The following is a 14,905-nucleotide window of genomic DNA, read 5'->3' as shown; positions in this document are numbered from 1 at the left end:
TTACATTAAGCCATTACTGCCGCAGGGATATCCGCCCGTTCTTAATAAACGGGCCGGGATCGCAAAAAGCATATCCACCTTTTAAAGTGCGGTACACTTTTATGCCGTTCTGCTCCAGCGCCGCAATAAATTCTTCAGGCGGGGCCTTATAGCAAAGCCGTACACTGATATTTTTTTCGGGCAGGCACTCTGTTTTATCAAACCGGATGCCGTACCATTGTCCCATATCGTACACAAACTGCCGCAGGGGCACTTTATTGTATTCCCGGCTTCTTTGCTTCCAGGTTACCAGCGGCGCCGTATTAACACCCCGGTGTGTAATAAGGGTATCTTTTAACAGGTTACCCCACCGCAGGGTAAGCACCGCGGCCGCATCGTTTACAGCCAGTTGCTCACTATTACCGGTACGCATATCCCTTACCCACAGATTACCGCGTGTTACGACAACCCGGGTTGCGTTGGGCAGTATCCGTACATCAAAGTCACTATTGCCTGTTTGAAAAGCGCTGTTTGTCGTATACAGTAAGAAAGGTATGCTGCCGCTATGCTGTACAAAAAGCTCTCCCTGCAATAATGTAACGGTAAGGACCCTGTTGCCGTTACTTTCGCTTTCCAGCCGTATGCGGGTTTGCGCGTTCAGCCGCAATTGCACGCCACCGGGCAGCTGTACCCGGTATTGCTGTTGCGCAGCTGTATATATTTCCTGCACCCCCAAAAGTGTACCTGCTCCTGTATCGATACCGTTGTGCCTGTAAGTAACCCGGCCTGCACTGTTATGCAACTCCATACCCCTGTACCGGCGCAACAAACCCGTTTGGTTGCTGTCCAGCCGCCAGTTTTCATTACCGGCTTTAAGCTCTGCGTAAAAGCCGCTGGTAGGTACATCTCCGTTGGTTCCGGTAATGTTACAGGCCGCCTTGTATTGCCGGTCTCTGATCAACTGTAAGGCCCATACGGCCACTGCAGCCAGCAACACACAGGCCGCTATACCCTTCAGCCATTTCAGCCGCAACGACCTTCGCTTTGCGGCTTTGGCCGCAGCTTCTGCCCTGCATTGCTTCACAATGGCGTGCGCCATTGCTTCGGCTGATGCCTGGGAAAAAAGTTCCATTGGCTGCAGCGGCAGGCCGGCACCCGCTTCCTCCATCAGTTGTACCAGCTCGGCAGTGTCGTACAGGTCCCACAACTGCATTAGTACCCACCGTTCGCGGGGTGTAATACTGCCGTTCATGTATTTTTTCATTAATGCCTTTATTTTAATTTCCGGTTCCATTGTTTATGATTTTATATCCATAATGCGGTTAAAGAACAATCAGTATCCAGTATTTTTCAGGTATTGCCGCAGGTGGCTGCGTGCACGTGCGAGATGCGTTTTTACAGTAAATACGGTTATGTTCATTTCCCGGGCAATCTCTTCTATTGTCCGGTTCCGGTTTGCAAACAGCAGCAGCGCCTGGCGCTGCCGTTCGGGGATCTGTTGTAATCCTTCAGACAGCTTCAACAGCAACTCGGTATCTTCTTCTGCCCCCGGATCACCGGCCGGAACCCCGTACGCGGTTTCATCTTCCTGCAACCGGTGGGTGCGGAATTTCATTTCTGCACGCACTTTATCAATGGTTTTATAGCGGGCCACGGTATATAGCCAGCCAATGGGGTTTGCCAGCAAGGCTACCTGTTCCCTGTCTTTCCAGAGCTGCACAAACACATCCTGTACGAGTTCCTGCGCCAGGGCAGCATCGGGCAGCCATTTTAAGATCCGGCGTTTGATCCACGGGCCGTATTTTTTGATAATACCTGCAAATTCCCTTTCATCTGCCGGTAATAATTTTTTAAACATGGTTGTTTTGATTTGGTTAATGCATAACAGGGTGAACAGTAAAAAGCTAAAAAAATCGTACGCTTTGTAGTCCTTTCCTGTTTTTCTTACGATATGTATTGCAGAGGGCAGTTAGAATAGTAGTTGTAGCAGTACTAAGTTAAGCAATCCCTCCCGGTATTTTACCATTGATGTAAAATAAGATCCTCAAAAAAAAGATTTGAAGGGTTGCGGGAAATGCTTGCTTTTACGGGCTGTGACCCTGCAGAATAAACACTAAAATATGAAGCCAAGTACACCCTATAAAGCCAGGCACCTGATCACGGGGAACCGTGCGGGCTGCTTACGAAGAAAGGGTATGCCCTGTTAGTGCATGGCATACCCTGTAAAATGCACGCACTGTTTTAGCGCAGTAAACATTTTTTACCATTTCAAATTTAAAACAATGACAACAAATAAAAGTCTGCGGACTATAAAACTGATATTGCCGGTTATAGGTTTGATAATTGCTGCTATTGGATTTTTTGCTTTCCAATCTGTAAATCAATCAATATCAGAAATACCCGTAAAAAGACCGGAGAGGAATATGCTTACTACATATGTTTGGTATTTCTCTAATCCTTCTGCTGATCCGGGAGATATTACAGAAGCCCAAACAGCCTCCAATTACTCTTATTCAACACATACCACTCCTTCGTGCGAAAGCGGCAATACTGTAATGTGCAGTATAATTGCTCCGGCACAAGATCCGCTTAACCCCTCTACAAGCCAGCCTGATTTATCGGCACTTCAAACTGATATAGCATATGCTTTATCAAATAATAAAGATGAATACAAAGAGGTAATTTTCCTGAGGGATGAATAATTTTCTTAAAGGAGGCTGTCTCAGAAGTCCGAGACAGCCTCTTTTTATTCGGTAAGGTAATGGAGTGTGTTATCAAATACGCGATTCTCAGAGTCTTCAAAAACCTTTTGATACACGCTCTTTTTTACCTCGCATTTTGTTCTATCCCGGTAGCGTGTATTACGCTTTGGGGGATCAGACCAGCATACCTTACATCTCCTTTTTTCAAAACTGCCGTTTTACCGGCTACATTTCTTTGCGGTTCGGTAAAATACCTTTCATCAAACTGAAATCTTTTTAGATCCGACCAGCGAATTCCGGATCTGAAGCAAAGCGTTTTTCTTCTTTCCTGCATTATTTTATCCAGAAGTTCATCACCGGTTAAATCGTTGAAAGAAGAAAGTGATTGTGTTCTCCATCTCGTTTTTAATAATTTATGCAGGAGCTCTCTTGCAACTGTGTATTTTTTTTGTCTTGCTGCGCTTTCGGCGCTTATAAGGTATATTTCATCAACAACAATCCCGTTAAAATTTGCTGCGGTTCTTAAATTATTATAATTGCCTTTAAAATAGTAACTATTATCGCTGTTTCTCCCAAAGTATATTACCTTCCTTAAATCATCGGCTGCATATTCTTTAAACAGTAAAGTATCAACTTTTGCAAATTGATAAGTAATAGGCCTGTTATTTGTTCCGGAGTTTGTTTGCGCATTAAATAATATTTCTTTGTTTTGAAGCGGGATGGGAGCATTGGCGGAGGCATTCAGGGAGTTGTAGTCCATCAGGCTGTCATAAATAGCCAGGCAGGAATCTGCATAAATACCAGCATTTTTAGAGTCGCCCATGTACAAATATACTTTTGCCAATAAGCCAAATGCTGCCGGCTTCGACGGGCGTACTTTATATACAATCTTATTGCCTAATAATTCAGAAGCTCTTCGGGCATCACTTAGAATCTGGTTAAATGTTTCTTTTAATGTTGACCTAGTAGTCTTTGCGTTTATATCCGATGCTAATCTTAAAGGGATTCCAGGATCATTATTGTTTGAATCAGCATTATATGGAGGCGTCCATATTAAGGCAATATTGTATAAAATCCATGACCTGAAGAAGTATGCCTGGCCCAGCACACTGATTAGCTTTGGATCCATTGCATCTCTTTTTAACAGGTCTGTGGCATATTCTATTACAAGGTTTGCGGTGAAAAGTTTCTCATAGCATTCCCACCAGCTAGACTCATTAATAACAGACGTCGCTTCAGTATTCCATAAATATCTTAGCTGATTATCTGTCGTCAAAGAATTATAGTTGTCTGTTGATAACCAGTAGTTGTCCGACCATATTTCGGCCTGCGCAGGATAACCATTATTCATACCTGCCTCATAGTTCAGCATCGCTTGTAAATCCTCTGCAATACTGGGTTCTACCAGCTGTTTATCAGGTTTTACATCTAAGAATTTTTGACAGCCAGACATAAATAATAACGATAGTATAAAAACTATAAGCAGCAGTAAAGGAGGAAAATAATAATTTCTCATTTTCTATATTTTATAATTCAATTTTTAAACCAATTGCATAATTTACAGGTAATGGTGCTCCTCCTGTATCAGGATCAATTTTTTGTTCGCTGGCCTTCCAGATAATACCAAGATTGTTGACGTTTACAAACAAATAGCACCTATTTATCGGGAATTGGGGATACTCTTGCTTCGTTACAGTGTAGCTAAATGTTATGTATTGCAGTTTGATTGTACCGGCTTTTTCAACTATCGCGGCAGAGTTTCTATAAAAATTATCACGATTGGTATTGGCCGGATAAATCAGGGATGGGACATTGGTCTTCAATTCATCTCCTGACTGCTGCCACCGGTTCAGATAATCGGTATAGCCGCTTATATCTCCCTTAAAAAGCGCTGTATAGTTTATATAATTATTGCGTTTATAGAAATGTCCAAGGCTGGCAGTTACATTAAGGGATAAAGAAAGATTTCGCCAGTTAAACTCATTTCTTAATCCGCCATAAAATAACGGTCGCGCTGATCCCGAGTATATTAAATCATCTAAAGTGCTATTCTGGGTTATATCTGTATATGAGGTAGTTTCCTGTCCATTCAAAAAGCCTTGTGGATTTCCCTGCCCGTTAAGACCTTTATACGGATAGCTGATAATCATATAGGCCTGTTTCCCTTCAATCGGTGTAATAAAATAACCATTATTGATGTACGTGGATACTAATGAAGATCCGCTATAATATTTAACTACCTTGTCAACAGTATGCCCAGCCACAACAGTGGCCTTCCATTGTATCGGCCCCCTTAAAATTATACCTGTTGCGTTAAAGTCAGTGCCTCTTGTATGTAAACGCGCAGCATTTTTTACAGTAGTTAAACCTACACCTATGGTTGGATCTACAGCTACTTCCGCTATTAAATCTCTACAGTCTTTAAAATAAAAATCAACACTTCCATAAAACCTGCTTTTAAAGAAACTAAAATCTATGCCCTGATTGAATTGCCTAACCTCCTCCCATTTCAGGCCAGGGTTAGGTACATTATCAATTATGGCACCGATGAGGTTATTAGCACTTGTTGGCACCCTACCATACTTTATGGTTAACACGCCGGCGCGTGCATTATTAACATTTCCCTGGTAACCATAGGTGGTTCTTATTTTTAATACAGACAACCAACCGGCTTCAATAAATTTTTCTTTGGCCATATCCCATGCTAACCCGGCGCTCCAAAGTGGTTTCCATTTATTATTGGTTGATACGCCAAAAAGATTGGAGGCATCACGCCTCATACTAAGTGAAATCAAATACTTTTCATTGTAAGAGTAAGCCGCATTTGAAAAGAAGGAAACGATGCGGTTAATTCCTGATGTAAATGAAGTGCCTGATGGAACGGAGCCCGAACCTCCTGTAAACAAGGGTTGAACATTTACCAAATCAACATTTTTATAAGTGAGTACATCGTCATTGTAACCGTAGGTAGTATAGCCTTTGGTATCCTGACGGGTCTGACGTAATTCCCACCCTGCAAATGCCAACAGGCTGTTTACACGCCATTTTTTTGCATAGTTAATTTGTCCCCGGCCGGAATGATTGAACAATGTACTATTATTTGTGACTAAAATTCCTCCGTAAGGAATACTGCTTTCATTATAAGTTTTTTCGGGTGATGTATATAAATTTATCAGGTTTCTTGTATAATAAGTATTTACGTTATTGTATATTCTGCCACTTGTAACTGCGCTCTGGTATTGATATTTGATATCTGCGGAAAAATATTTACTTAACTTTATAGAAGTTGTAGCAGCTATAACAAGATCTTCAATCCTGGTCGTATTATCCGAAAGTTTCAGCTCATTCAGCGGCCTATATTTCCAATCAAGCAAAACATTCCTGCCGGCAGTATCGGTATAAGATTCCCTGTAGTCTTTAGGCAGCGAGAGCGGAACACCGTTGTCATCAGCAAGCTGGGCGTAAGGCCAACTTGCAAGCGCTGTTGGGTTAGGTAAGGTATTACTAACGTTGTCCTGCCTGCTATAAGCGACTCCAATCTGCGCTTCAACCCGTTTAACCGGCCGTATATTAACTGTATTTCTAAAAGAAGCTCTCTGCCCCCGCTGGCCAATTACGGATGATGTTGATTGATCGATACCCCCCGAGAGATAATAGTTTATGGATTCACTACCTCCCGACAAGGAAAAAGCATACTGGCGTAATAATCCCTGCTGATACAAATACTTATGCAGGTCCTTTCGTATATCTTTATTCCTATATTGATCTATAGCCGATTTTGTTTGTTCAGCAGTAAGTAAGCCGTTTCTTTCTTTTGCAAGAAGTTCTACAACAGGAGAGATGATTGCATTAATATTAGTGCTGGAAATAAGGGCGTTATAGTACCCCTGGTCAAATAAGTATTTTTCCAGATCTATATATTCACTTGAAGGCATTTTCAGCATATAGTATAAATCAGGTTGGCGTGTAACTGAAAGGTTTCCTGAGAGCGATAATCTGGCTTTACCTTGCTTACCTTTTTTGGTAGTAATTACAACAACCCCATTTCCTGCCTTAACTCCCCAGATACTCGTTGCGGCAGCATCTTTTAGTACGGTTATAGATTCAACATCATTTGGATTGATGCTTGCCAAAGAGCCTTCGTATGGAAAATTATCAACAACTAATAGTGGCTCCTGGGCCTCGTAATTAGTATTTATCGTGCTTAAACCACGTAAAACAATTCCTCCCAATTCCCCGGTTGGTTTTGACTGCCCTGAAACAAATAGCAGTCCACTGACAATTCCGTTTAACCGGTCTGTAATATTTGAACTTACCCGTTCTGATAATAATTTATTTTCAATTTGGGAGTAAGAACCGGTCAGCTCGTTAGGTTTAAGTTTCTGGTAACCTGTATTTATAAATACTTCCTCCAGTTGCCTGCTATCTCTTTGAAGAAGTATTTGAACCGGATGGGTAACTTTAGATATAATAATCCTTTGTGTAACATAATTGCTATGACTAACCAGTAGCGTATCAGTTTCAGATAAATTATTAAAAATAAAGTACCCTGCAATATTAGTGCTTACGCTTTTCCCGGATAGCTGTGAAGTAATAGTTACCCCATTCAATAAGCCGTTGCTTTCATTATCAGCAATAGTCCCCGAAACCGTAATTATTTTTTGGGTCCAACCATAATATGGCAGTCCTAAAATTACCATTACTAAAATTCTTCTTATTGTTTTGGCTGTCATTGAAATAAGTTTGGGTATACTGATTAATGTATTTTCTTTCGATTTGCTACTCTTTTATGCATTGCTTCAAGCGCTAGACTTATAAACTCTTTTGTAAGCATACTACTGGAAGTGAATGCCATTACATAGCCGTCCCCATTAATCCATATATAATATGGGTAGGTGGCATTGGGAAAACGGTTTGTGAGAATGGAGTCTTCGACTATATAAGGAAGTATTAGTTTACGATCATTGCGTTTTTCCCAGGAATTCAAAAAGTCTTCAACATCATTTTTGTATTCCTGTGTTACAGGTATTATCTGTAACCTGTCCCCATACGCTTGCTGTAAAGAATCTTCTTTAGGGAACATTTTGATGCAACTACCACAATGCCTGAACCAAAAAGAAAGAATGATTAACTTGTTGCTAAACTCAGATAGGTTGGCTGTACTTTGTTTATAGCGCAAAAATTTCCCCAGATTTATATCTTCAAGCCTTTGCCCTATATGAAAATTGCTATAGGATTGAGCAGCGACATTCACATATAGGCATAATCCTGCCATTACGCCCAACAGCGTTGTTTTTTTCATTGCGTATTTGTTTAAGTTTAAAGAAAACCTCCCGTTCTTCTGCAAAGCAGAAGAGTAATTATAAGCCGGGTTGGGCAGGCATAAGGCCCATGAGAACAGCCTTTGCCCACCGCCCGGCGGCCGTTGCTCCTTATCCGGCCATCGTTATGTACAACCATCGTTTCCTATATTGAAACTCAGCGTAAAAATCCCCGTATAGCAAGAAGCAACACAGCTTTTTATATAGGATTTTTTGGCTTGCAGGCATACAGAAATGCCTCCAGCGCCCTAAAGCTAATCACAGGCGAAAATGATTGGTAATATGGCATAGCGTTACCCATCCTGCATTGATTTAGATGAGTCTCTTTAGAAAGTCGGGTACACGCCACAAGCAATAAAAATGGCGTGGTACTCAACTTACCGCATTAGAGGTACTGGTATACCCTGAAACGTATAAGAGAGCCCACGCCGTAACGTGGGCATTCTACTTATCATCTCGTTTCATCTTAAAAATTACCAGTTTTCTAATGCGAGACTCAAAGCGAATGCTTCAAATATTTTTATGAAGTAGTCGCGAAAATACTATTTACATCATTACTTAAATCGTTTGAAAATGGAAAATAAACATAATATCTTAATACGGTTATTTACGACCGTGGAAATTTTCTAAATTAGGATCCTCATGTCTTTAGAAAATTACAAGGCAAAATAATAAATGAAGAAATTAAGAAACCAAACCTGGCTTTTGGTAAAAATCTTCGAAAAATCAGAAATTCAAAAAAATCTGCACTCCTGTTGCTATTACGAATCTTTTACGATATCGATTGAGGCCCTTGCGGGATTAGGGCTTAATTTTTCATCGCAAATTCCCAGATTCCTACCCTTCATAATAAGTTTTATCAATCAACTTTAAAATACTAATTTTTTTTAGTATTTCATGAAGCGATCCGGCAGCGCAGTTTTACCGTTACATTATGGCAAGGTGCCCCCTGGCTGGCAACGCGCATGGCTGCATTGGGGAAAGCCTGTGGAAGAAATTATTGCCGGCTCAGGAATACCAATATGCTTCAGCAGTGTTTCATGTTAACTTTTTCTTTTTTTCCTAGAAATTTTGATGAAAACCAGTAACATTATAGTCAATTTAAAAAAAATAGAATATTGCCGGTGTAAGCGTACCTTAATGAGTAAAATGGGAATCAAAAAAGTACAATGAAAATATACACCACAATAATAGAGAGCTGTAAACAAAAAACCGCATTGATAATCAATGCAGTTTGCGGAGAGAGAGGGATTCGAACCCCCCGGAAGCAATCTGCTGGTAATATAACAAGTGGCCCTACTTTGAATGCTTTTCTTGCAACAATAAGCATCTTATTCAGCATATCCCACTTGATTGTAATCAAACCATTTAATTACAAAATTTTTGATTGCAGGAGGGGTATAAAGCTGTATCTCCCGCTACCCCATACCGGGATATGACCCCGATCTGCGGTAAACACCCTATAAAAAATTGCCAATTGCCCGTTTTAAGCTATCTTGTATTAGATAAAAAGACGAATTTGACTTTTCAGGTATCCTATCCCCCTTTTCAAAGCAGGCCGAGGCTGAAGCACATGTTCACAGCCTGTCTGGTGCTGTTGATAGCGGTCAACGTAGTGCTGGATTATGTATTTACCCGTTTTCAAAACAGTGCCTTCTATTTTTCAGAATCGCTGCTCTTCAGCTCTTACTGGGTGTTGTTCCCTCCTTTGCTGGCAGTGGCGATAAAGCTGGCGGGTAAAACGGCGAAGGCAATTCCCCGGCTGCTGCTTGCCGGTGTGGCCATTGCCCTCCATTTGCTGCTATATCCGGCCCTGGTCTGGGTACTTTCAAAAGCATTTTTTACGCATACGTTTGATTACGGGCAGACCTTTCATTTCGGCTTATCGGCTTATTTTATAAAAACGGTGCTCATTTATGGATTCCTGTTGGCGGCTTACCGGCTTTGGGATCTAAAAAATCAACCGGCATCAATACCGGAGGCAGTGGCAGAAAAACCCGGAGCGAACCAGTGCATCGATTCCATTTTGATTGCTGACGGTAACCATACAAAGTCCGTACTGGCCGTAAAGGATATTCTTTATATTTCGGCCAATCCGCCTTATGTAAACATTTTTCATTGTTCCAGGAAATACCTGCATACCGGTACGTTGAAATCTTTGGAAGCCCAATTGGATGGTCGCCGGTTCGTACGCATTCACAAATCCCATATCGTGAATATCCATCAGATCGTCTCCATGCAATCGCGGCAAAACGGGGATTACGATATCACCCTCCGGGACGATACGGTTTTGAGGGTGAGCCGTAATTATGCAAAGCAGTTCAAGCTCCTTTTTTCAGAACGCCCTCCGCTTACAGCAAAATAAACTCCCCCTGGCTTACTTTAGTTGCAAATCAGCAGTTTTCATTGTCATTTTGTAAAAAAGCTGGACAATGAAAAAACGAATGATTGGTAAACTGATGCTGCTGTCCCTGGTATTTGTAAGCTGCAACGGGCAGGTCAATGAAAACTCACGTAAAGAAAATAATCCAACCGTTGGCGGTGGCTGCGACGGTTGTGAGCTGATGTACATCGGGATGCCGGAAAATTTGCATGCGGTTGATACCAGTCCCGGCTGGAATGAAAAAGGACAAAAGCTGGTGGTTACCGGAACGGTTTTTCAGCTGGACGGAAAAACACCCGCCGCAAACGTGATCATTTATTACTGGCAAACCAATAACAACGGGTATTATGCACCGGCACCGGGAATGGATCCACGGGTAAAACGCCACGGGCATATCCGTGGCTGGGTTAAAACCGGTGAAGATGGGAAATATACCATCCGCACCATCCGCCCCGCCCCCTACCCTGATGCTGTTTTGCCCGCACACATTCATTTATCCGTTAAAGAGCCGGATGTTGCCAACGAATATTACACCGATGAGCTCAATTTTGACGATGACCCGTTACTGACCGCCCATTTTAAAAAATACCCCCAGGAAAAGCGTGGTGGAAGCGGCGTTGTAAGCGTGCGGCGTAAAGACGGCCTGCAGGTTGCCGAGCACGATATCATTTTGGGGTTGAATATTCCTGATTATCCGAAGAAAATGGCTTCCGTGATAATATAACTTAGTGCCGTAATGAGAAAGCTTCAGCAGTTTGGAATGACTTTCTTCTGCCACATTATCAAACAACTAAAGGAAGCTCTATATGAAAAGTAGTACCGCTGTCAACAGAAGTTTCAAAAGAGATATCTCCTCCCGCCTGTTCAACAATCGTTTTGCACATTGCCAGGCCAAGGCCTGTGCCTGAGCTTTTGGTAGTAAAATTGGGCGTAAAGATCTTGTTTTTCATGGCATCAGCAATACCTACGCCGTTATCACTTATGCTTACATAAACCTTTTTGTCGGCTATTCTCTCGTACACTTCTATCCTGCAGTTGCCTTCGGGCCTTGCTGCTTCTATAGCATTACCCAAAAGATTGGTAAATACCCGATTCATCTGTGTTTTGTCGGCAAAAATATTCACAGGATGAGGGAGGGGCTTCCATATAAATTCAACATCAGGATTCTTACTGTAAATAACCACTAATGGCTGAATGACCTCATGCAGATCAAATATCTCTGTTATTACCTGGTTGATATTGGCAAACTGGGAAAAGTCGGAAGCGATTTTTGACAGGTGGTCGATTTGCTCCACTATGGTTTTAGATACGCTCACGGTTAATTGCTGTACATTAGGGCTATTGTTATCAATCGATTTTTGCAGATACTGCAGGCTCAGCTTCATGGGTGTAAGCGGGTTTTTAATTTCGTGCGCCACCTGTCTTGCCATTTCCCGCCAGGCCTCCTGTCTTTCAGATTTAGCCAAGGCATCGGCGCTCACCTGGAGCTTGGTTACCATTTTGTTGTATTCTGAGACCAGGCTGCCAATTTCATCATTTCTTTCCCACACGATCATTTCATTATTCCTGGACAGGTTTACTTCCATCAATTTATCTCTTATAAGCGCAAAAGAATGAGTAATACGGTTGGTAATAAGCAATGCTACCAGACCGGTAATTAAAAATATAAAGGCATTCAAATTAATCAGTGTGATTAAAAATCTTGATATTTCCTGGTTAAGCACCTGCTCTGAAATAAAATAGGGGATGCTTAAATAACCATAAAGCGAGCCCTGCTCATTGCGCAACGGCGCATACATGCTGGTATATTTCAGTTCGGCTACTTTTTCTTTCTGTGTATGCTCAATATGCCGTAGCCTTAACAGGTAATAGTAAGCACGCGGATCTATCTGCTTACTTAAAATACCTCTCTGGTACACATCGGGCTGGCTGCTTGCGATCAGTATACCCTTAATATTGTAAACATTCACGTCCACACCATGAATATCTGCCACACGCCTGATGATTTCATCCAGCTTCCGGGTATGCATAGAATCATCTTTATCATACACGAGCGTTCCAAGTTCTTTATGCGACTGCATTTCGTTAAGCATAATACTCATTGTTCTGCCCAGCCTGTCTGAATTGGCATCATCAAAACGTTGGGTAAAAAACGATATGGTAGCTATACCTATTACTACGAATGATAAGAGGGTTATTAAGATAAAGGTATTATGGATTTGCCCACGGATGCTTGTTGAAAATTGCAGCCGCTTTTTTAACAGTCCCCTGTTAAGGAACAGGTTGATCAGGTTCGACATGATCTGTATGAGTGCTACTAGAAAAAGAAAGGCACAAAACAGGTAAGAGAAAAGTGTGATCGTTTCAAGAAGCCTTTCATTTTTGCGTACCATTACAATAATACGTTTATTGCTGGCCCGGTACCATAACTCGCTAAACCCGTTATTTTCCCTTAGCTCGAATGCGGTTTTGGGAATTTGAGCGCCTTCAAGGGTTGAGGTGAAGGGATATTTTTTAGAAGAAGAGGTTAAAAGCTTATTGGTATAAATTGCGTAATTATAAACCGCTGAATTGGAAAATTCCCAATCCTTTTTTTGCCGGAAAAGCTCGGGAGTTATGGTAACCGGCGTATATTTTTTTGGCTGTGACAAAATAAATACAGAGCCTATTAACGCGCCCTCTTCATTTTTAACCCTTCTTACCGTGATATAAACAAAATTATCGTAAGAAGGCTCATATACATACAGATCGGGCAGGCTGGTGGCTACTGCATCACGGGAGATGATGTGGTTTAAAGATTCATAAGACAAATTTCCATCATTGTATAAAGGCGCATTAGTACTATCGTAAAAATATAACGTTCCTCTATAATCTTTAATATACCTGAAGTAATTATTAGATAAAATACTGTCGCGCAGGTATTGATTTTCATCATGGTTATAAAGCCGGTTAAAATTATCCTGGAAAAAATCGTTATCCAGGTAAATATTTGCCATACCCATCAATCGCTCGGTAGCCGGGTCACTGGTAGTATCCAGCTTTTTCAGGTAAGTCTTCCGCTGGGCCAGTTCGGCCCTGTTGATTTCAGAAAGCATTAATATGGATATGCTGACCGAGAAAACAAAAATCCATACCACCGTTCCTGAAATATTGAATCTTATAAGTTTATTAAGCGTTACTTCATGGTTGAATAAAAAAGTATACAACAATAACCATACTAGACACAGCAGGTAGATCTCCGTGGCTTTAGAAGTTATCAAAGCCGTATAGGACAGCCCCGCCGTGGCAATTAAAAGATAAATCCAGTAACCGTTGTTTTTAAAAGCCGGGAAAATATAATGATAAAGAATGCGCGAAAAGTAATGGAATCCAAGCGATAAAAATGCCAGTATGATAAAGCCCACAGCAGTATATATACTGAGGCTGAAGAAATTGGTAACATCAAAAGATACTTTATAGTCTGAAATGATACTCCTTGTTACATTCACCGTGGAAAAAGTAAGCAACAACAGTAACATGATATAAAATATGCCCGGCAACCACCGGATCTTTCGCTTCCTTACAGGTATTTCAATGCCGTTAGGCCGCATCCTGTTCCAGATAAAAACTCCTATCCAGCAAAAAAGCAGGCTGTTGATCAACAAGTCACCAAGACTGGGCAATAAAGGATTAGCCTCTGCAACATGCTTAAACAGGTCGAGACTGCCCAGATTAAAGGTACCCGGAAAAATATAGAGCAATATCCTGAATATAAGAATGATCAACACAAACAGGGGAATATCTGCAGATTTATAGCGCCTTACTACGTTCCTGAACAGGATAAAATATATCGAAAGAAATATAAAAAAACAGCTCAATAATCTTATTACTACTACAGGCAGTGTGTCAGTGCTTACTATGGCACCTGCTTTCTCTTTAAGGTAAAGAGTGGTTTGTCCCGACAAAGATTTTACCTGGTAATCTGTTGGGGTATTACTGATCTCTGCAAGCCTGTTAAGATGGGCGCTTAAGGGAAAAGTATTCTGAAAAAAGGCATTTTCGTTATAAAAGTGCGACTGTATTAAGATAGCACAGAATATGTTAATGCCTGTATCATACTTATAAGGCATCCGTTTTACATAATAATAGCCATTATCCAGCTTTAGAAGTTTTTCATTATTTACTTCTTTTAAAGTACTGTCGGGAATGATAATTAAAGCCGTGTTCCAGAAAGTAAGATATTCTGCACTTTTTGATTTTTTATATACGTAAAAACAATAAGGTTTATTATATAAAAATTCAAGGTCTTTTACTGTTTCTCTTGCCTGCGCCAGTCGTTTTACCAGGGCCGTATCGTTGAGCACAGCTGCTGCATCCGCTTCCTGCTTATGAATGATTTGTTCAAACTCCTTTATCCTTTGATCCAGGTTGGTTTGGTTAAAGGAAAACGATTTAAAAAAAAATGAACCGATAAATAAGATAAATGATGCAATGAATATGGTATAAGCCCAGAAGTTCTTATTTTGACGGATTGTGCTCAT

General features: G+C 41.1%; 9 protein-coding genes. 3 read left to right on the top strand and 6 right to left on the bottom strand.

Going from position 1 to position 14,905, the window contains the following annotated elements; translation table 11 throughout:
• Positions 1 to 13: 13 nt before the first annotated feature.
• Both ACYVBM_RS15320 and ACYVBM_RS15315 read right to left on the bottom strand, forming a co-directional pair.
• Positions 14 to 1,273, bottom strand: a complete 1,260-nt coding sequence (locus tag ACYVBM_RS15320) for a FecR family protein (protein WP_460686561.1) — start codon at positions 1,271 to 1,273, stop codon at positions 14 to 16.
• A 39-nt stretch (positions 1,274 to 1,312) separates the two neighbouring features.
• Complete coding sequence (locus tag ACYVBM_RS15315; RefSeq protein ID WP_460686560.1) at positions 1,313 to 1,837, bottom strand: RNA polymerase sigma factor; 525 nt, start codon at positions 1,835 to 1,837, stop codon at positions 1,313 to 1,315.
• Between the two features lie 424 nt (positions 1,838 to 2,261).
• Between ACYVBM_RS15315 and ACYVBM_RS15310 the strand changes: the two genes are divergently transcribed.
• A complete protein-coding gene (locus ACYVBM_RS15310; RefSeq protein ID WP_460686559.1) occupies positions 2,262 to 2,681 on the top strand; it encodes a hypothetical protein in 420 nt (139 codons plus the stop codon).
• A gap of 124 nt (positions 2,682 to 2,805) precedes the next feature.
• On the opposite strand, the gene ACYVBM_RS15305 is transcribed toward ACYVBM_RS15310, so the two are convergent.
• Genes ACYVBM_RS15305 through ACYVBM_RS15295 form a run of 3 tightly spaced genes read right to left on the bottom strand, consistent with a single transcriptional unit; the run spans position 2,806 to position 7,983 of the window.
• Entirely contained in the window at positions 2,806 to 4,197 is a 1,392-nt protein-coding gene (locus tag ACYVBM_RS15305) for a RagB/SusD family nutrient uptake outer membrane protein (protein WP_460686558.1), read from the bottom strand.
• 10 nt (positions 4,198 to 4,207) lie between these two features.
• Positions 4,208 to 7,414, bottom strand: coding sequence for a SusC/RagA family TonB-linked outer membrane protein (locus tag ACYVBM_RS15300; protein WP_460686557.1), 3,207 nt, complete (start codon positions 7,412 to 7,414; stop codon positions 4,208 to 4,210).
• A 23-nt stretch (positions 7,415 to 7,437) separates the two neighbouring features.
• A complete protein-coding gene (locus ACYVBM_RS15295; RefSeq protein WP_460686556.1) occupies positions 7,438 to 7,983 on the bottom strand; it encodes a TlpA family protein disulfide reductase in 546 nt (181 codons plus the stop codon).
• 1,538 nt (positions 7,984 to 9,521) lie between these two features.
• Here ACYVBM_RS15295 and ACYVBM_RS15290 point away from each other — a divergent pair.
• Positions 9,522 to 10,367, top strand: a complete 846-nt coding sequence (locus ACYVBM_RS15290) for a LytTR family DNA-binding domain-containing protein (RefSeq protein ID WP_460686555.1) — start codon at positions 9,522 to 9,524, stop codon at positions 10,365 to 10,367.
• A 67-nt stretch (positions 10,368 to 10,434) separates the two neighbouring features.
• Complete coding sequence (locus ACYVBM_RS15285; protein ID WP_460686554.1) at positions 10,435 to 11,109, top strand: dioxygenase family protein; 675 nt, start codon at positions 10,435 to 10,437, stop codon at positions 11,107 to 11,109.
• A gap of 58 nt (positions 11,110 to 11,167) precedes the next feature.
• Here ACYVBM_RS15285 and ACYVBM_RS15280 read toward each other — a convergent pair whose 3' ends face one another.
• Complete coding sequence (locus tag ACYVBM_RS15280) at positions 11,168 to 14,905, bottom strand: sensor histidine kinase (protein ID WP_460686553.1); 3,738 nt, start codon at positions 14,903 to 14,905, stop codon at positions 11,168 to 11,170.

The sequence above is a fragment of the Niabella aquatica genome (assembly GCF_054779315.1).
This window is presented reverse-complemented; position numbering and strand designations above follow the sequence as displayed.

Excerpts from the sequence above, each read along its gene's own strand:
- ACYVBM_RS15310 (WP_460686559.1), top strand. The coding sequence starts at position 2,262 with ATGACAACAAATAAAAGTCTGCGGACTATAAAACTGATATTGCCGGTT.
- ACYVBM_RS15305 (WP_460686558.1), bottom strand. The coding sequence starts at position 4,197 with ATGAGAAATTATTATTTTCCTCCTTTACTGCTGCTTATAGTTTTTATA.
- ACYVBM_RS15315 (WP_460686560.1), bottom strand. The coding sequence starts at position 1,837 with ATGTTTAAAAAATTATTACCGGCAGATGAAAGGGAATTTGCAGGTATT.
- ACYVBM_RS15300 (WP_460686557.1), bottom strand. The coding sequence starts at position 7,414 with ATGACAGCCAAAACAATAAGAAGAATTTTAGTAATGGTAATTTTAGGA.
- ACYVBM_RS15295 (WP_460686556.1), bottom strand. The coding sequence starts at position 7,983 with ATGAAAAAAACAACGCTGTTGGGCGTAATGGCAGGATTATGCCTATAT.
- ACYVBM_RS15285 (WP_460686554.1), top strand. The coding sequence starts at position 10,435 with ATGAAAAAACGAATGATTGGTAAACTGATGCTGCTGTCCCTGGTATTT.
- ACYVBM_RS15320 (WP_460686561.1), bottom strand. The coding sequence starts at position 1,273 with ATGGAACCGGAAATTAAAATAAAGGCATTAATGAAAAAATACATGAAC.
- ACYVBM_RS15280 (WP_460686553.1), bottom strand. The coding sequence starts at position 14,905 with ATGAGCACAATCCGTCAAAATAAGAACTTCTGGGCTTATACCATATTC.